16 protein-coding genes are annotated in these 17933 nt (G+C 74.4%); 7 read left to right on the top strand and 9 right to left on the bottom strand.

The features are described from left to right. Nucleotides 1-13: 13 nt before the first annotated feature. Nucleotides 14-1240 carry an acyl-CoA dehydrogenase family protein gene (locus tag A4V12_RS00510; protein WP_064067139.1) on the bottom strand — a complete coding sequence of 409 codons (1227 nt, stop codon included), beginning with the start codon at nt 1238-1240 and terminating at the stop codon, nt 14-16. Nucleotides 1241-1375: 135 nt separating this feature from the next. Here A4V12_RS00510 and A4V12_RS00505 point away from each other — a divergent pair, with 135 nt between their 5' ends. Beyond that, nucleotides 1376-2029: a TetR family transcriptional regulator gene (locus tag A4V12_RS00505; RefSeq protein WP_064067138.1), complete on the top strand. Its 654-nt coding sequence runs from the start codon at nt 1376-1378 to the stop codon at nt 2027-2029. 90 nt (nt 2030-2119) lie between these two features. Here A4V12_RS00505 and def read toward each other — a convergent pair whose 3' ends face one another. After that, nucleotides 2120-2665 (bottom strand): peptide deformylase, encoded by a 546-nt coding sequence (def, locus tag A4V12_RS00500; RefSeq protein ID WP_064067137.1) that lies wholly within the window; start codon nt 2663-2665, stop codon nt 2120-2122. Between the two features lie 115 nt (nt 2666-2780). Here def and A4V12_RS00495 point away from each other — a divergent pair, with 115 nt between their 5' ends. From A4V12_RS00495 to A4V12_RS37885, 5 genes are all read left to right on the top strand, one after another. Then, nucleotides 2781-4019 (top strand): Mur ligase family protein, encoded by a 1239-nt coding sequence (locus A4V12_RS00495; RefSeq protein WP_064067136.1) that lies wholly within the window; start codon nt 2781-2783, stop codon nt 4017-4019. Nucleotides 4020-4038: 19 nt separating this feature from the next. After that, nucleotides 4039-4767 carry a type 1 glutamine amidotransferase gene (locus A4V12_RS00490; RefSeq protein WP_064067135.1) on the top strand — a complete coding sequence of 243 codons (729 nt, stop codon included), beginning with the start codon at nt 4039-4041 and terminating at the stop codon, nt 4765-4767. A 157-nt stretch (nt 4768-4924) separates the two neighbouring features. Continuing rightward, on the top strand, nt 4925-5950 hold the full coding sequence (locus tag A4V12_RS00485; RefSeq protein WP_064067134.1) for a 6-phosphofructokinase: 1026 nt from the start codon (nt 4925-4927) through the stop codon (nt 5948-5950). A gap of 111 nt (nt 5951-6061) precedes the next feature. Then, nucleotides 6062-7024, top strand: a complete 963-nt coding sequence (locus tag A4V12_RS00480; protein ID WP_064067133.1) for a cytochrome c oxidase assembly protein — start codon at nt 6062-6064, stop codon at nt 7022-7024. Between the two features lie 71 nt (nt 7025-7095). Beyond that, nucleotides 7096-7254 (top strand): hypothetical protein, encoded by a 159-nt coding sequence (locus A4V12_RS37885; protein WP_199831194.1) that lies wholly within the window; start codon nt 7096-7098, stop codon nt 7252-7254. Between the two features lie 118 nt (nt 7255-7372). Here the strand turns inward: A4V12_RS37885 and A4V12_RS00475 are convergent, their stop codons facing one another. The 3 genes from A4V12_RS00475 to A4V12_RS00465 form a co-directional block, all read right to left on the bottom strand. Then, a complete protein-coding gene (locus A4V12_RS00475; RefSeq protein WP_064067132.1) occupies nt 7373-7801 on the bottom strand; it encodes an SSI family serine proteinase inhibitor in 429 nt (142 codons plus the stop codon). A 116-nt stretch (nt 7802-7917) separates the two neighbouring features. Then, nucleotides 7918-9228, bottom strand: a complete 1311-nt coding sequence (locus tag A4V12_RS00470; RefSeq protein ID WP_064067131.1) for an APC family permease — start codon at nt 9226-9228, stop codon at nt 7918-7920. Between the two features lie 52 nt (nt 9229-9280). After that, nucleotides 9281-9751 (bottom strand): DUF6098 family protein, encoded by a 471-nt coding sequence (locus A4V12_RS00465; RefSeq protein WP_064067130.1) that lies wholly within the window; start codon nt 9749-9751, stop codon nt 9281-9283. A 337-nt stretch (nt 9752-10088) separates the two neighbouring features. Here A4V12_RS00465 and A4V12_RS00460 point away from each other — a divergent pair, with 337 nt between their 5' ends. Continuing rightward, a complete protein-coding gene (locus A4V12_RS00460) occupies nt 10089-10703 on the top strand; it encodes a response regulator transcription factor (protein ID WP_199831193.1) in 615 nt (204 codons plus the stop codon). A gap of 11 nt (nt 10704-10714) precedes the next feature. Here the strand turns inward: A4V12_RS00460 and A4V12_RS00455 are convergent, their stop codons facing one another. From A4V12_RS00455 to lanKC, 4 genes are all read right to left on the bottom strand, one after another. Then, entirely contained in the window at nt 10715-12412 is a 1698-nt protein-coding gene (locus A4V12_RS00455; RefSeq protein ID WP_064067129.1) for an ATP-binding cassette domain-containing protein, read from the bottom strand. After that, nucleotides 12412-14856 carry an ABC transporter ATP-binding protein gene (locus A4V12_RS00450; protein WP_064067128.1) on the bottom strand — a complete coding sequence of 815 codons (2445 nt, stop codon included), beginning with the start codon at nt 14854-14856 and terminating at the stop codon, nt 12412-12414. The genes A4V12_RS00455 and A4V12_RS00450 overlap by 1 nt, the downstream gene beginning before the upstream one ends. A 153-nt stretch (nt 14857-15009) precedes the next feature. Then, entirely contained in the window at nt 15010-15138 is a 129-nt protein-coding gene (locus A4V12_RS00445) for a SapB/AmfS family lanthipeptide (RefSeq protein WP_058940762.1), read from the bottom strand. Continuing rightward, nucleotides 15135-17735 (bottom strand): class III lanthionine synthetase LanKC, encoded by a 2601-nt coding sequence (gene lanKC, locus A4V12_RS00440; RefSeq protein WP_423563530.1) that lies wholly within the window; start codon nt 17733-17735, stop codon nt 15135-15137. Before lanKC ends, A4V12_RS00445 begins: the two co-directional genes overlap by 4 nt. Nucleotides 17736-17933: the final 198 nt, after the last annotated feature.

Genomic DNA, 17933 nt, shown 5'->3' with positions numbered 1-17933 from the left:
CCCCGCCGCCGGATCAGCGGATCGGCATGCCCGAGAGGGTGCGGGCGATGACGAGGCGCTGGACCTCGCTCGTCCCTTCGAAGATGGTGTAGATCGCGCTGTCGCGGTGCATCCGCTCGACCGGGTACTCGCGGGTGAAGCCGTTGCCGCCGAGGATCTGGACGGCCTGGGCCGTGACCTTCTTGGCGACCTCGCTCGCGTACAGCTTGGACATGGAGCCCTCGGCCGAGGTGAACGGCTTGCCGGCGGTCGCCATCCAGGAGGCGCGCCAGACCAGGAGCCGGGCGGCGTCGATCTGGGTGCGCATGTCCGCCAGCTGGAAGGCGACGCCCTGGTTGTCGATGATGGGGCGGCCGAACTGGACGCGGGTCCGCGCGTAGTCGAGGGCCACCTCGTACGCGGCGCGGGCGGTGCCCACGGCCATGGCGCCGACGGCGGGGCGGGAGGCCTCGAAGGTGGCCATGGCGGCGTTCTTCACCCGCTCCCCGCCGGCCCTGGCCTTCTCCCGGGCGCGGGCGAGCCGCTCGTCGAGCTTCTCCTTGCCGCCGAGCAGGCAGGAGCCGGGGACGCGGACGTCCTCCAGGACGACCTCGGCGGTGTGGGAGGCGCGGATGCCGTGCTTCTTGAACTTCTGGCCCTGGGAGAGGCCGGGGGTGCCCGGCGGGACGATGAAGGAGGCGTGGCCCTTGGAGCCGAGCTCGGGGTCGACGACGGCGACGACGACGTGGACGTTGGCGATGCCGCCGTTGGTCGCCCAGGTCTTGGTGCCGTTGAGGACCCACTCGTCCTTGGCCTGGTCGTAGACCGCGCGGGTGCGCATGGCGGCGACATCGGAGCCGGCGTCGGGCTCGGAGGAGCAGAAGGCCGCGACCTTGACGTCGCCCGGGTCGCCGTACATCTGCGGGATCCAGGTGCCGATCTGCTCCTCGGTGCCATTGGCGAGGACGCCGACGGCAGCCAGGCCAGTACCGACGATGGACAGGGCGATGCCCGCGTCGCCCCAGAACAGTTCCTCCATGGTCATCGGGATGCCGAGACCGGTGGGGTCGAAGAACTGCTGGGCGTAGAAGTCGAGGGAGTAGATGCCGACCTTGGCGGCTTCCTGGATGATGGGCCAGGGGGTCTCCTCGCGCTCGTCCCACTCGGAGGCGGCCGGTCGTATCACGTCCTTGGCGAAGCCGTGCAGCCAGTCACGGACCTGCTTCTGGTCGTCGTTGAGTTCAAACGTGAACTCGGCCATGTTCCCTCCCGGCGTGTTACTAGCGGTAACAGCAGTCTGTTACCGGTAAGTAGCCGCTGTCAACCGACAGTGTCGACGGGGCGGGTGTTACGTTGCGCGGGTCTTGAGGACATCGCACGGGCGGGGAGACACGCAATGGAGACCACACATCGGAACGAGCAGCAGCGGTCGGCCGACCAGCGGCGACGCGAGCTGCTCGAGGCCGCCGACCGCGTGGTCCTCCGCGACGGACCACAGGCGTCCATGAACGCCATCGCGGCCGAGGCGGGCATCACCAAGCCGATCCTGTACCGGCACTTCGGCGACAAGAGCGGCCTGTACCGGGCGCTCGCCAAGCGCCACACGGACGCCCTGCTGGCCGCCCTCCAGTCGGCGCTCGACGCGCCCGCCGACCGGCGCCGGCGGGTGGAGGCGACGCTCGACACGTATCTGGCCGCCATCGAGGCGCGCCCCCAGGTGTACCGGTTCCTGATGCACCCCTCGGAGGACACCGGCGGCGGGCAGCAGCCGGAGCAGGGCTTCGACACCGGGCGCCACTCCGCGCCCGTGCTGCGCCGCATGGGCGAGGAACTGGCCCGGGTGATAGCCCAGCGGGTCGACCTGGGGCCGAACAGCGAGGTGCTGGCGCGGGTGTGGGGCCACGGCATCGTCGGGATGATGCACGCCGCCGGGGACTGGTGGCTGGGTGAACGCCCCTGCTCCCGGGAGGACTTGGTACGGGCCCTGGCGGACCTGCTCTGGGGCCGCCTGGAGCAGGTCGACGACAAGGTGGACGGCCCCGGGTTCTGAACGCCCGCGGTTCCGGCCGGGCCTCCGGAGGCCCGTGAGGCCCCCGCCCGGGGCGCTGGGGCGATCACGGACCGGACGCCGGGACGGGCGTCAGGCGCCGGTGGCCCACTTCGCCCGGCGCGCCGCGCGCAGCGCCCTGGCGCGGCGCCAGCCGGTGAGGCGGTCGGTGTAGACCGTGCCCGCCAGGTGGTCGCACTCGTGCTGGAGGCAGCGGGCGAAGAAGCCGGTGCCCTCCACGCGCACCGGCGCGCCCAGCCGGTCGACGCCCTCGACCACCGCGCGGTCGAAGCGTTCCGTGCCGGCTTCGAGGCCCGGCAGGGACAGGCAGCCCTCCGGGCCGCGCACCGTCACCCCGTCCGCCTCCACCAGGCGCGGGTTGACGATGTGGCCGAGGTGGCGCACGTCCTCGTCGTCGGGGCAGTCGTAGACGAAGACCCGCGAGGCCACGCCGACCTGGTTGGCCGCGAGGCCGACGCCCTGCGCCGCGTACATCGTGGCGAACATGTCCTCGATGAGCCGGGACAGGGACGGACCGAAGTCGGTGACGGGCTCGCAGGGGGTGTGCAGGACCGGGTCGCCGAGCAGGGTCATGGCTCGTACATGGCCGGAACTGCCGGGGATCGGCCGGTTTCGCATGGCGTCCAGCCTACGTTCCCGCCCTCTCCGGGGGTTTCAGCAGGTGGCGCGGTTCGGGCGTGCGGCCGGACCTCGATAGGCTGAGCCCGGACCCACGCTAGGAGGAACAAGGACGATGGCAGGCAACACGGAGCCGCTGTCGCCGCGCGCCAAGCTGGCCGTGACGGCAGGAAAGGCCGCTGCGGCGGTGTCACGCGCCGCGGGACGCGGCAGCGGATCGGTGATCGGCGGCCGGGTGGCGCTCAAGCTGGACCCCGAACTGCTCGGGCGGCTGGCGCAGCACCTGGACGTCGTCCTGGTGTCGGCGACCAACGGCAAGACCACCACCACCCGGCTGATCGCCGAGGCACTGCGGGCCAGCGGCCCGGTCGTCTCGAACGCGCTCGGCGCGAACATGCCCGCGGGCATCACGTCCGCCCTCGCGGGCGGCTCGGACGCCAAGTACGGCGTGATCGAGGTCGACGAGAAGTATCTGGCCGGCGTCGCGCGCGACGTGGCGCCGAAGGCGATCGCGCTGCTCAACCTCTCGCGCGACCAGCTCGACCGCGCCGCCGAGACGCGGATGCTCGCCGAGAAGTGGCGCGAGGGACTGTCCGGGACGAAGGCGGTCGTGATCGCCAACGCCGACGACCCGCTCGTCGTCTGGGCCGCGTCCTCCTCCCCCAACGTCGTGTGGGTGGCGGCCGGTCAGGAGTGGAAGGACGACGCCTGGTCCTGCCCCGCCTGCGGCGGTGTGATGCAGCGCCCCGGCGACGACTGGTTCTGCGGCGAGTGCGGTTTCCGCCGCCCCGCCCCCAGCTGGGCGCTCAACGGCGAGCACGTCCTGGACCCGCACGGTTCGGCCTGGCCGATCCACCTCCAGCTGCCGGGCCGCGCCAACCGGGCCAACGCCGCCACGTCGGCCGCCGTCGCGGCCGTGTTCGGCGTGCCGCCGCAGGTGGCGCTGGAGCGGATGTACCAGGTGCAGGCCGTGGCCGGCCGGTACGACGTGGTCTCCTTCCAGGGCCGTGACCTGCGGCTGCTGCTGGCGAAGAACCCGGCGGGCTGGCTGGAGACGTTCTCGCTGATCGACCCGCCGCCGACGCCGGTCATCCTGTCCGTCAACGCCCGCGGCGCGGACGGCACGGACACGTCCTGGCTCTGGGACGTCGACTACACGCGGCTCGCCGGGCACCCCATCGTGGTGATCGGCGACCGGCGGCTGGACCTGGCGGTCCGGCTGGAGGTCGCGGGCCTGGACTTCCGGGTGTGCGAGACGGTCGACGAGGCGGTGCAGCTGTCCCCGCCCGGGCGGATCGAGCTGATCGCCAACTACACCGCGTTCCAGGACGTCCGCCGCCGCGTCGGCAACTGACCCCCAGAAGGACATGAGCATGAGCGACAGCAGTCTGCGTCTCGTGTGGGTCTACCCGGACCTGCTCAGTACGTACGGAGACCAGGGCAACGCCCTCGTGGTGGAGCGGCGCGCCCGCCAGCGCGGCCTGGACGTGCAGCGGGTGGACGTGCGCAGCGACCAGCCCATCCCGACGTCGGGCGACATCTACCTGATCGGCGGCGGCGAGGACCGGCCGCAGCGGCTGGCGGCCGAGCGGCTGCGCCGTGACGGCGGCCTGAACCGGGCGGCGGAGAACGGCGCGATCATCTTCTCGGTGTGCGCCGGCTACCAGATCCTGGGCCACGAGTTCATCAACGACCTCGGGGAGCGGGAGCCGGGCCTCGGGCTGATCGACGTGATCTCGACGCGCGGCGAGGGTGCCCGCTGCGTCGGTGACGTGCTGGCGGACATCGACCCGCGCCTGGGTCTGCCGCAGCTGACCGGTTTCGAGAACCACCAGGGCGTGACCCACCTGGGTCCGACGGCCCGGCCGTTCGCGCGGACGGTGTTCGGCAACGGCAACGGCACCGGGGACGGGACGGAGGGTGCGTACAATGACACCGTTTTCGGGACATACATGCATGGTCCGGTCATGGCGCGCAATCCGCAGATCGCGGACCTTCTGCTGAAGCTGGCCCTTGACGTGAACGCGCTGCCCCCCACCGACGACCGGTGGTACGAGGCACTGCGCGCGGAGCGCATCGCGGCGGCCTCGCAACCCGCCTGACGGACCGTCGATCCACCGGATTCGTCGGTTCGCACGACTACCGTCCAGTAGTCGGACGCTCGTTTCGGCCCCGTCACCCAACGCCGGTAGGGTGGCGGGGATCCAACCGGACGACGTGGTCCGGGAGTCGGCCCACGTTGCAAAGGTATCTCGGGCTATGCGCATTGGTGTGCTCACCTCCGGCGGCGACTGCCCCGGTCTGAACGCCGTCATCCGTTCCGTCGTGCACCGCGCCGTCGTCGATCACGGCGACGAGGTCATCGGCTTCCACGACGGTTGGAAGGGCCTCCTGGAGTGCGACTACCGCAAGCTCGACCTGGACGCGGTGGCCGGCATCCTCGCCCGCGGCGGTACGATCCTCGGCTCCTCCCGTGTCCAGCCGGCGCACCTCGTCGACGGTGTCGAGCGCGCCAGGGGGCACGTCTCGGACCTCGGCCTCGACGCGATCATCCCGATCGGCGGCGAGGGCACCCTCAAGGCGGCCAATCTCCTCTCCCAGGCGGGGCTGCCTATCGTCGGCGTACCGAAGACGATCGACAACGACATCGCGTCGACCGACGTCACCTTCGGTTTCGACACCGCGGTCGGGGTCGCCACCGAGGCGCTCGACCGGCTGAAGACGACCGCCGAGTCGCACCAGCGCGTGCTGATCGTCGAGGTCATGGGCCGCCACACCGGATGGATCGCGCTGCACTCCGGCATGGCCGCCGGCGCGCACGCCATCGTGGTGCCCGAGCGGCCCTTCGACATCGACGAGCTGACCGCCCGGGTCGGGGCGCGGTTCGAGGCGGGCAAGAAGTTCGCGATCGTCGTGGTGGCGGAGGGCGCGAAGCCGCGCGCGGGCTCGATGGAGTTCAACGAGGGCGGCAAGGACATCTACGGGCACGAGCGGTTCGCCGGCGTGGCCCAGCAGCTGGCCGGCGAGCTGGAGCACCGGCTCGGCAAGGAGGCCCGCGCGGTGATCCTCGGCCACGTCCAGCGGGGCGGGACGCCGACCGCGTACGACCGGGTCCTGGCGACCCGGTTCGGCTGGCACGCGGTGGAGGCCGCGCACCGGGGCGAATTCGGCATGCTGACCGCGCTGCGCGGCACCGACATCGTCATGGTGCCCCTCGCCCAGGCCGTGGAGACGCTGAAGACCGTGCCGTCCGAGCGGTACGACGAGGCCGAGACGGTCCTCTGACCCCCGTTCCGCACAGAACCCCCGCCCCCGGTCGCAGCCGCGACCGGGGGCGGTTCTAGTCTGGACCCCGCAAGCGGACAACCCAGCACGAAACGAATCAGGAGCCGGCGGATGGATCACAGCGGGCACGGCACGCATGACATGCCCATGGATCTGCCGCCGTTCACCCTCGGCCGGGCGCTCGAGTTCTCGCCGGACGTGTTCTTCCTCGTCGGCTGCCTCGCGGCCCTCGGCCTGTACGGGTGGGGCGTGGCGCGGCTGCGCGGGCGCGGTGACGCCTGGCCGGTCGGCCGGACCGTGTTCTTCACGGTCGGCGTGCTGAGCGTCGCGCTGGTGATGTGCACCCGGCTGAACGACTACGGCATGGTCATGTTCAGCGTGCACATGGTGCAGCACATGGTGATCAGCATGCTCTCGCCGATCCTGCTGCTGCTGGGCGCGCCGGTGACGCTGGCGCTGCGCGCCCTGCCGGTCGCCTCCCGGCGGGGCTCCAAGGGGCCGCGCGAGCTGCTGCTGATGCTGCTGCACAGCCGTTACATGCGGATCATCACGCATCCGGTGTTCACGATCCCGCTGTTCATCGCGAGCCTGTACGCCCTGTACTTCACGCCGCTGTTCGACTTCCTCATGGGCTCCCGGCCGGGGCACATCGCGATGATGGTGCACTTCCTCGCGGTCGGCCTGGTGTTCTTCTGGCCGATCATGGGCGTGGACCCCGGGCCGCACCGGCCCGGCTACGTGATGCGGATGCTGGAGCTGTTCGCGGGCATGCCGTTCCACGCCTTCTTCGGCATCGCCCTGATGATGGCGACGGAGCCGATGGTCAAGGCGTACGCGAACCCGCCGGCCTCGCTCGGCATCGACGCCCTCGCCGACCAGAACGCGGCCGGCGGCATCGCCTGGGCGTTCAGCGAGATCCCGTCCGTGCTGGTGCTGATCGCGCTGGTGTACCAGTGGTACCGGTCCGAGCAGCGCCAGGCGGTGCGCACCGACCGGGCGGCCGACCGGGACGGCGACAAGGAGCTGGAGGCGTACAACGCCTACCTCGCCTCGTTGCAGGCACGCGGCCGGTAGTGCCGGGGCAGTAGCGCCCGGGGCGCCTCGCGGGGGACCATGGCGGTACGGCCGCCATGAGGAGGACGCGCATGTCCGGTTCGACGAAGACGATGAGCGGGCTCACCATCGGGGCGCTGGTGGTGACGACGGCGTACACGGTGGCGCTCGGCAGCAACGGCTGGCTGTGGTTCGGCTGGGTGGTGCTCGGGCTGGTCACGATCGGGATGGCGGCCACCCGGGACACCTGACGGGCCGGCCCGCCCGCCGTTGTGGCATCGGAGCGGGTGTCGCGGGGCCCGCTGCGGGCGGGTACGGCCCGGGACGGGTACGGCCCGGGGCGGGTACGGGCGGCGTCGCGCGGGTGCGTCAGAAGCGGAAGAGCGGTCCCGCCGCGGTGTCCAGGACGCACGCGTTCGGGTAGGTCCTGCGCCACTCCAGCCGGAGCCCGCGCCACTCGCCGACCGCACGGGCGGTGACCGGGTCGAACCTCTTGGTGCACGGGTGCTGGTCGCCGGGGAGCCGGTCGAGGTTCCCGCGCGCCGTGTCCAGGGCCGCGCACGCCCCCTCTGCGTCGGGGTGCGGACCGCTGGGGCGGGGCGAGCAGCGCAGTCGCACGCCCCGGATCCAGCTCTCGTCGCCGCCCGACACCGTGAGGAACAGCCCGCCGTCCCCGCCGGGAACGGGAACGGGAACGGGAACGGCACCCGGTGCGGGGTCGTGGGTGTCGGCGTGGACGGGGACGGCCGCGGCGAGCGCGAGGAGGACGGCTGCGGCGGCGGTGGCGCGGAGGGACATCTGGTACTCCCGGGGCCTCAGGTGTGGGCACACGCAGGGCCAGGGCACCCCCGCCCGGGGCCGCCCGCCAAGCCGCCGCGCCGCGCGGTACCGCGGACGGCCCACGCCCCGGGGCGTCAGGCGGGGGTGCGCTCCCTCTCCCGCCGGGCGGCGGCCACCGCGGCGAGCACCAGGCCGGCGCCCAGCACGATCAGGCCGCGCAGCCAGACCTCGGGCTCCACCCGGGTGGCGAGCAGCACGCAGGAGGCGGCGCCCAGCACCGGGAGCACGGTCGGGGCCCGGAAGTGGCCGGGGACGCCCGGGTCGCGGCGCAGGACGAGCACCGCGGTGTTGACCATGAAGAAGACCACCAGGAGCAGCAGCACCAGGGTGGAGGCGAGGGTGGCGACGCTACCGGTGAGGGCCAGCAGCATCGACAGGGCGGTCGTGAGGGCGATGGCGGCCCACGGGGTGCGGCGTTCGGGCAGCACCTTCGTCAGGACGGCGGGCAGCAGACCGTCCCGCGCCATGCCGTAGGCGAGCCGGGAGGACATGATGCCGGTCAGCAGGGCGCCGTTGGCGACGGCGACCAGCGCGATCGCGCTGAACAGCCAGACCGGAACGCCTCCCGCCGCCTTCACCACCTCCAGCAGCGGGCCGCTGGACGCGGCGAGGGTGCCGGTCGGCACGGCGGCGGAGGCCGCCAGGCCGACGAGGACGTACACCGCGCCGGCCGTGAGGAGCGCCCCGAAGAGGGCGCGCGGGTAGGAGCGCCGTGGGTCGCGGGTCTCCTCGGCGACGTTGACGGAGGTCTCGAAGCCCACGAAGGAGTAGTACGCGAGGACGGCGCCGCTCAGCACGGCGGCGGCCGCGCCGTGCTCGGGGGTGCCGAGGCGGGTGAGCCGGCCGGGGTCGCCGTCGCCGCGCAGCAGCAGCCAGGCGCCCAGCACGACAATGATCGCCAGACCGCCCAGTTCGACGACCGTGGCCACCACGTTGGCGCGGGTGGACTCCTGGATGCCGCGCGCGTTGAGCAGGGCGAGGGCCGCCAGGAACACCACCGCGACCAGGGCGACGGGCAGGGTGACGAACGCCGTCAGGTAGTCGCCGGCGAAGCCCCGGGCGAGCGCGCCGACGGAGACGATGCCGGCGGCGAGCATGCAGAAGCCCGCGAGGAACCCGGCGAAGGGACCGTAGGCGCGGGTCGCGTAGTGGGAGGCGCCTCCGGCGCGGGGGTACTTGGTGGCCAGCTCCGCGTAGGAGGCGGCGGTGAGCAGGGCGAGCGCGAGGGCGGCGGCGAGCGGTACCCAGACGGCACCCCCGGCGTCGGCGGCGACCTGGCCGATGAGGACGTACACACCGGCGCCCAGGACGTCGCCGAGGATGAAGAAGTAGAGCAGGGGGGTGGTGAGCGCGCGCTTGAGCGGCTGATCGTTCGCTGTCGGCATGAGGCCCCTGTGCCCCGTATGCCGCCCGGCAGACGGGGACGCAGGCCCCTGGTCAGCGGCGCATGGGGCCCCACGGGCGGCGCTGGCGGGCGACCTCGGCCTCCGCCTCCTCGATGACGGCGAGGTCGATCCAGCTCACGGGTTCGATGTCGCACACCAACGGCTCGTTGTCCGGGCCGCGGCCCACCTCGCGGCCGCGGAGCGTCCAGGGGCGTACGTCGCCGTCCCGGTCGCGGCGCAGGTGGCAGTAGTCGTACAGCCGGCGCGCGACCCACAGCCGCAGGGAGCGGTCGCCCCACCACGTCTCGACCTGGAGCGGGTTCGCGCTGAGCCCGGGCATGGGGATGCCCGTCAGCTCGTCGACGCTGCGGGTGGCGCCCAGGTCGCGGGCGGGCCCGCGGGACCAGCGGACGTAGAGCGGTCCGCGGCGCTCCACCAGCTCGCCGAGTTCCGCGAGGGAACGCACGGTCGGCAGGTCGGTCTCCTCCTCGGGAGTCACGGGCCGGTCGGTCGTGTGGGTCATCGGGTCCACCCTCCTCGTCGTACGGAGGACCACCGCATACCCAGCCATTTTCGGGCGACGCGCCGTTTCCCACCACGCGACCGGCGTCCCTGACGCCTCCCGGGCCGCGCGGCGCCGGACTCCGTCGGGCCGTGTCGGGCCGTGTCGAGCCGTGTGGGTCTCCGTCGGGGCGCATATCCGTGCGCACGGAAGCGCAGGGGGCGCTCGCCCGTGGGGGGCGCGCGCCCCGCGCGTACCTCGGGGGGCATGTTCCAGCCCCGCTGCCCGGGGAAGCCGCATGGGTGGCCGTACGGCAGTCCGGCGGTGATCGGCCGCCCGGGCGGACGACAGGGAGGGGATGGACGTGACGAAGGTGCTTGTCCTGCACAGCGTCAGTCTGCTGAGGTCGGCGCTGGTGGCGCTGCTGAGATCGGAGGGGGCGTTCGACGTGTCCTCGGCGGGCTGGCGGTCCGCGAACCGGCACGCCGGGGCGTTAAGCCCGGACGTCTGCGTGGTGGACCTGGACTGTCCGGGTGCGGCGGCCCTGCTGGACGGCGGGGCGGACGCGGACCGGGAACTGCTGGGTGACCGGACGGCGCTGCTGGTGCTGGCATCGGCGGGCCGGCCGGGGGCACTGCGCCGGGCGTTCGAGGCACGGGCGCTGGGCTACGTGGACAAGCACGGTTCACCGCACCGGCTGGTGCGGGGCATCCGCAAGGTCGCGGAGGGCGAGCGGTTCGTGGACGAATCGCTCGCCTTCGGCTTTCTGGAGGCGTCCAGAATGCCGCTGACCGCGCGGGAGCTGAGCGTGCTGGCGCGGGCCGCGGAGGGCGAGTCCATCGCCGAGATAGCCCGCGGCCTGCACCTGTCGAACGGGACGGTGCGCAACTACATGGCGTCGGCCACCCGGAAGGTGGGCGCACGCAACCGGATCGACGCGATCCGTATATCGCAGGGGGCCGGCTGGGTGTAGATGCCGGCGGGTCAGGCCGCGTCGGGCTGCCACAGCCCGACGAGGTCCCGGTAGAGCCCGGACCGGGTGAGCAGTTCGTCGTGCGGGGCGCACTGGGCGCGGTCGCCGTCCAGGACCAGGACCCGGTCCGCCCGCACGGCGGACGAGATGCGGTGGGCGACCACCACCAGTGCGCCGGGCCGGGCGGCGAGCGCCCGCTCGGCGTGCTCCTCGGTGTCGGGGTCCAGATGGCACGTCGCCTCGTCCAGCAGCAGGAGCGGGGCGGGCGAGAGGTAGGCGCGGCCGAGCGCGAGGCGCTGGCGCTCGCCCTGCGACAGCCGGGCCGGGTCGATCACCGCGTCGGGGCCGCCCAGCCGCCGGACGAGCGGCCCGAGCCCCAGGGCGTCCACCGCGCGCCGCACCTCGTCGGGCGTGGCGCCGGGGTGCAGGTAGCGGAGGTTGTCCAGGACGGTGCCGGTGAAGACGTACGCCTGCTGCGGCAGGAGGGCGGGCGCGCCGGAGACGGAGACCGTGCCGCCGGTCGGGGCGAGCAGTCCGGCGAGGAGGGCGGTCAGCGTGGACTTGCCGATGCCGCTCGGGCCCACGACGGCGAGGTGCTCCCCGGGCCCCACCACCAGGTCGAGCCCGTCCAGCACCGGTCGCGCCCCGGGACCGTAGGCGAAGGTGACGCCCCGCATCTCGGCGGCGGGCGGGGTGGTGCCGGGCGGCACGGGGAGCCGCCGCACCGGAGGCCGGGGCGCGGGCGGGTCGGCGGGCGGGCCGGTGAAGCGTTCCAGGACCACCAGCAGCCGGGTGCCGGCCGCCCCCAGCGCGGTCATCAGCGCGTCCAGCGCCGGCAGCAGCGCCTGTACGAGGTAGGTGAGGGCGCCGAGCAGGGCGCCCGCGGTCACCCCGCCGCGCAGCAGCCACGGGGTGGCCAGCAGCAGGGCGACGACCGGCAGCCGGCCCGCCGCGCCGAGGGCGAGCGTCCGGACGGCCGCCCAGCGGGCCAGCCGGTGGGAGAGCCGGGCCTCGGCGTCCACGAGCCGCCCGGTCTCCTCGACGACGTACCGCTCGCCGCCGCACGCCCGCACGTCCCGCAGCCCGGCGCCGACCGCGCCCACCCGGGCCGACAGGGCCTCGTCGGCGTCGAGGAAGGCGCGCTGGACGGCGGCCATGGGCCCGAGGGTGGCGAGGAACATGCCCAGACCGAGCAGGAGCGGCGGCACGACGACGAGCGTGAGCGCGGGCTCCAGGGACGCCATGCCGATCACCGCCCCGAGGGCGGTGAAGACGAAGGAGCGGGCGGTCAGGACGACGCCGGCGAAGCTGTCGCGGGCGATCTCGGTCTGGTGGGTGAGCCGGGAGACGGCCGTGCCTCCGGCCGCGCTCTCGGCGCGGGCGGGGTCCGCCACCGCCGCGGTGAGGGCCTGGGCCACGGCGCGGCGGACCAGGCCGTCGCGCAGCGGCTCCACGAGACCGGCCAGCCCGGTGAAGACCCCGCGCACGGCGAGGCCGCCGAGAAGCGCCCCCGCCGCGGCCACGGCCAGCCACATCAGGCCCACGCCGGTGCGCCCGGCGAGGAAGCCGTCGTCCAGCGCGCGGGCGACGCCGTAGCCCCCGAGGAACGTGTGGGCCGACTCCAGCAGGGACCAGGCGGCGAGGCGCAGCACGTCCCGCCTGCGCCGCAGCAGGAACCGGCGCCCCTCGGGGAGGACCCGGCCGGCCATCACGCACGCTCCGTGCCGGTGCGTGCCGCCGCGCCGCCGGTGCGGGCCGCCGGTGTGTCCTCCGCCCTGGCGGGACAGGCCGCCGGCGTGCCGGTGCCGTCGTCCGCCGTGCCGGTGCCGGCGTCCGCCGCGCCCTTGAGGGCCTCCGCAGTGCCGGTCGGTGCGGCCTCCGCCGCGTGGGCCTCGGCCGTGCCGGTGCGTGCCGCCGCAGCGCCGGTACCTACATCCGCCGGGCCGGTGCCGGCGTCCGTCGAGCCCTTGAGGGCCTCGGCCGTGCCGGTGCGTGCCGCCGCCGAGCAGGTGCGTGCCGCCGCAGTGCCGGTACCTGCGTCCGCCGGGCCGGTGCCAGCGTCCGCCGTGCCCGTGCGGGCCTCCACAGTGCCGGTCGGTGCGGCCTCCGCAGTGCCGGTGCATGCCGCCGCCGAGCAGGTGCGTGCCGCCGCCGAGCAGGTGCGTGCCGCCGCCGAGCAGGTGCGTGCCGCCGCAGTGCCGGTACCTGCGTCCGCCATGCCGGTGCCTGCATCCGCCGTGCCCGGGTGGGCCTCCGCCGTGTCCGCCGGTGCGGGCTCCGCGCCCGTGGGGGCTTCCGGGGCGGCGAAGACGGCGCGGTACGCCGGGTTCCGCCAGAGCGTCCGGTGCGGCCCGACGGCACGTACCCGGCCGCCGTCCAGCCAGACCACGAGGTCCGCCCGCACGGCCGAGGAGAGCCGGTGGGCGACGACCAGCCGGGTGCCCGGCCGGACGTCGTGGGCCAGCGCCCGCTCCACCTGCCGCTGGGTGACCGTGTCCAGTCCGGACATGGCGTCGTCGAGCACCAGCAGCCGTCCGGCGTGGGCGAACGCCCGGGCCAGGCCCAGGCGTTGCAGCTCGCCGCCCGACAGCGGCGCGTCGGCGAGGGGCGTGTCGTAGCCGTCCGGCAGCCGTACGACGAAGGCGTCCGCACCGGCCGCGCGGGCGGCCGACCGCACCGCGTCCGCCGGCGCCCGGTCGGCGCCGAACGCGATGGCCGCGCCGACCGTGGTCCCGAACAGGGCGGGTCGGCTGAAGGCGTACCCGACTTCCCGCCGCAGCTCCCCCGGCCCGACGCGGTCGAGGCGCACCCCGTCGAGCAGGACGTGCCCCTCGTCGGGGTCGAGGAGCCGTCCCGCGACGGCGGCGAGCAGGGACTTGCCCGCGCCGGACCGGCCGACCACGGCGACGATCGCCCCGCCGGGCACGCGCAGGTCGACGCCGTCGAGCACGGCGGCCCCGTCGCGTACCACGGTGACGCCCCGCAGTTCGAGCGCCCCCGTACCACCGGCGGGCAGCGCCTCCGGGCCGTGCGGCACCGCCGGAAGGGCGAGCAGTTCCCCCGTGCGGCGGGCCGCGGCGCGGCCGCGTACCAGTCCGCCGAGCGCGGCGGCCACCGACCCGACGCCCGCCGCGAGGGCCGCGTACCGCGACGCCGCGACCAGGTCGCCGACGCCCATCGCGCCGGCCGCCAGCCGGACGCCGCCGACGGCGAGGACGACGCTCACCAGGAGGGGCATCAGGACACCGCTGCGGGCGACGGCACGGCCGTACACGAGCCACATCGTCCGTCCCTCCGCGGCGAGTTGGGGCAGTGCGGCGAGGACGCGCCGCTGCTCGCGCGCGGCGGTGCCGGCGGCGGCGACGGTACGGGCGCCGGCCAGTGCCTCGACGAGGCGGTCCGCCATGCCGGACTGCACGCGCTGGTAGCGCGACACGGTGCCGGACGAGGTGCGGGCGAAGGCCCGCAGCAGCAGGACGAGCAGCGGTGCGCCGGCCAGGAACGCGGTGGCCGTCCACACGTCGATGAGGAGCAGCGCGACCAGCCCCCCGAGGGGCGGCAGGACGGTGGCGAGCGCACCGGCGGCGGTCGCGGGGACGGTACCGGCCTCGGTGGCGTTGGCGGTCAGCCGGGTGGCGAGGTCCCCGGGGGCGAAGCGGGCCGCCGCGTGGTGCGGAGAGGCGGCGAGCACGCGGCCGAGGGCGCGGTGGCGGAGCCAGGCAGTGGACCGGGCGTTCGTGGTGCCGGTCAGCAGCGCCACGAGCGCGTCGAGGGCCACTTCGGCGGCGATCAGCGCGGCGCAGAGCGCGACCCAGCGCGGTGCCTCGGCGGAACCGGCGAGCAGCAGGTCGAGGCTGCGTCCGAGGACGGCCGGCTCGGCGAGGGCCGCCAGCGCGGCGGCCACGGAGCAGAGCGTGATGGCGGCGGCCCGGCCCCCGCTGTGCCGCACGGCTCCCCACAGCGTCCGCTCCCCCCGGTCGGCCGCGCCGCCCCGGGACGGCGCCTCGCGCCCGGGCGGCCCTGCCCGGCCGGGTTCGGCACGGCCGGATTCCGCACGGTCGGGCTTCTCGTGGCCGGATTCCTCACGGCCGGGTGCCCCGTCGGCCGGGGCCCGGCCGGGGAGCGGGTGCGGGGGCGGCGGCGGGGAGGTCATGGGCGGCGGCGTCCTCCTGGGGGCGCGACGGGGAGGGTTCCGGGCGGAACAAGACGGAACGGTCCGGAACGGGACGGTCCCGGGCGGGGTGAGCCGCCCGGGACCGGGTGATCCGTACGGCCGCGCGCATTCGGCACCGCGCGACCGGGCGGGTCAGTTACAGGTGGTGACGCTCAGGCTGCTGTCGCCGCAGAGCAGCAGGCTCGCGCGGCTGCCGGTGGCGACGTCGCCCGTGGCCTCTTCCTTGGGGGTCTCCATCGACTGCAGGTCGAGAAGCGTCATGATCGATTCCTTTCCTTCATGGGGACGGTGTGCTCTGTCTCGGCCCCTGGCTGGGGCCGGCTCGTGGGCCGCCGGAGCGGCGGGAGGAACGGCAGGTGCGCGCGTCCGCCGGACGCGGCGCTGCCGAGGGCGAGGAGGCAGCCGGCGGTACCCGTTGCCAGGTCCATGGACAGCCGCATCATCTGCTCGCCGGGGAAGGCCAGATGTCCCTGGTACGGCACGGCGTGCCGGGCGAGGGCGTCGATCTGGCGCCGTATGTCGGAGGGGGCGGTGCCGGGGCCGGGCGCGGTGGTGCGGCTGAGGTACAGCACCATGCCGGCCGCGCCGCGGAACAGCCCGGGCTGGGCGTAGAACGTGGCCTGGGCGGCCCGGACGATGTCGCGGCGCGCCCGATCGAAGTCGTCGTCGGCGCGGTGGGCCGCGTAGTCGTCGAGCACCATGCCGATGCCCACGCTCCCGGCGCCCAGGTAGGGCATGGTCCGCCACCCCTCGTCGACCTGGAGGGTGCCGCCCGCGCTGGTGACGCAGCGGGCGAGGTCGCGGCGGAGCGCGTCGGCGGCCAGGTCCAGCAGGCCGGTGTCACCGGTGCGTTCGTACAGGCGGAGGAAGAGGAGCGCGGGGCCGGACGCGCCGTACAACAGCCCGGCCCGGGAGATGCCGGGGAGGGCGCGCGCGACGAGGTCGGCGCAGCGCAGCGCGGCGTCCTTCAGGCCGAGCGCGTCCAGGGCCAGGCCCATGCCCGCGAGGCCGCCGTGCAGGTCGGGGGCGATGTCCTCCCAGGGCCGCCGGAGGGTCAGTTCCGCCAGACGCAGGGCCCGTTCGCGGTGCCCGAGGCGGTCCAGGGTCCAGGCGACTCCGGCGAGTCCGTCGTAGAAGCCGGCGGGCGTGCCGGACTCCGGCTCCTCGGTGCGGCGCAGCAGCCACTCCTCGGCCTCCGGGCAGGGCCCGGCGTCCGTCTCGGCGAGGGCGTACAGGACGCCGGCCGCGCCGTACCCGAAGGTCAGCCCGCCGCCCGCGGCGGTGAACTGGGCGATGTCCCCGGGGAAGAAGCGGTCCTCGCGGCCGGGGGTGGCGGAGGCCAGCACGGCACGCGCCATGGAGTCGCGGCTGCGCGGCCAGTCACCCGGCTCGACGGGCAGGTACGGCCCGTCGGCGGTGTGCCCGGCGATCTCCTCGACCGCCTCGTCGAGGAAGGCGCGCGGCACGGGGAACTGCGCGGCCGCGATGTCGGCGAGGTGCCGCGCCTTGCCGGGGTCCAGCGGGAAGAGGCTGGTCAGCGGCAGGAACAGGGCGATCCGCAGGCAGGCGAGGGCGTAGCGGTCGACGGCGAAGCCGCGCCGGTCGGGCGGTGCGACGAACGCGGGGTTGGCGACGGTCTGGCGCCGTCCCTCGTCGATGTGGGCGGCGGCCTCGAAGTCGAGGAGCGCCACGGAGGTCTCGTCCTCGGACACCATGATGTTGAACAGGTGGAGGTCGTTGAAGACGACTCCGCGGGCGTGCACCGCGTCGACGGCCTCCTCCACCAGGCGGTGGATCCGCAGCGCCCATGCCGTGTAGTCGGCGAGGGACTCGGGCGTGGGGTCGGCCTCGATCAGCGGGTGCCGCCGGGCGAAGAAGGTGTTGAGGGGCTTGCCCTCCAGGAACTCCATGGCGAGGAAGTGGTGGTCGCCGAGGACGAAGGTCCCCTTCACCTCGGGGGTGTACGGCAGCCCGGCGAGCCGCTCCAGCGCGGTCTGTTCGCGCCGGAGCCGGGTGACCGCGTCGGCGCCGTCGGCGGCGAGGCCGGCGTGCGGCCGGGCCTCCTTGAGGACGACCTTCTCGCCGGTGCGGCGGTCGTGGCCGACGTACACCCCGCCGCCGTTGGAGAAGTGCAGGGCGCTGTCGACGGTGTACGGGATGTCGGTGACCGTCACGGCGGCCCGCGCGTCGAGGTGGGGCCGGAGGAAGGCGGGCGGCTCCGCCCAGTCGGGTATCTGGAAGACCGGGCCCCGCAGGTCGGGGACGAGCCGTCCGTCGGGGTGCTCGACGGCCGGGCACAGCTCGCCGTTCTCGCCGTAGCAGTGCCGCCGGGTGAAGCTCCCGTACCGCACGTACACCGGTCCGTCGCCCCAGCGGAGGTCGCTGAGGATGTACGGGCCGGGCTCGCCGGCCAGCAGCGCCGCCAGGTCGTCGGCGATCCGCCGGCACTGCTCGTCGTCCGCCGGGTAGACGGTGATGAACTTGCCGCTGGCGGCGCGGTCGGCGTACTTGGCGTTGCGGGTGTGCAGCAGGTAGCGGCTCGGGACGAACTTGAAGGCGATGCGCCGGGGCAGGCAGTAGTCCGTCACCCGGGAGAGGATCGTTTCGGCATTGTCGAGGCACGCCGAGACGTGGATCTTCCAGCCCTGCGCCGGCAGCGTGAGGTCGACGGGGCGGAGGGCCAGCCAGTCACCGCTGCGGTGCCGGCGCCAGCCTTCGGGAACCGGCGCGAGCGCCGCCTCGTACGGCGCGCCACGGCGGTCGGTGCCCTCGGTGGACAGCCGGTACGGCGCGTCGTAGAAGTGGCGGTCCGCGTCGCAGAAGGCGGCGTAGCCCTTGATCACTCCTGCTCCCTCCATCGGCGACGGTGACGACGGGGAAGACGTTGTCATCCGGGGAAGGGGCGGCAACAGTCACAGGCGTCAGCAACCGGCCGTGCGGAACGCATGAGTAACCTGCCGCGCCCGGCCTCTCCCGGCGGGTTGTGCCTAGGTCGTGTCCGCAAAGTCTCGCCTGGCCCGCGGCGCCCTGCACGCGCGCTCGCGGCGTTGTCGTCG

The sequence above is a fragment of the Streptomyces noursei genome (genome assembly GCF_001646665.1).
GTDB lineage: Bacteria > Actinomycetota > Actinomycetes > Streptomycetales > Streptomycetaceae > Streptomyces > Streptomyces lavendulocolor.
The sequence above is the reverse complement of the archived record's forward strand: the minus strand, read 5'-3'. Positions and strand labels throughout refer to the sequence as shown.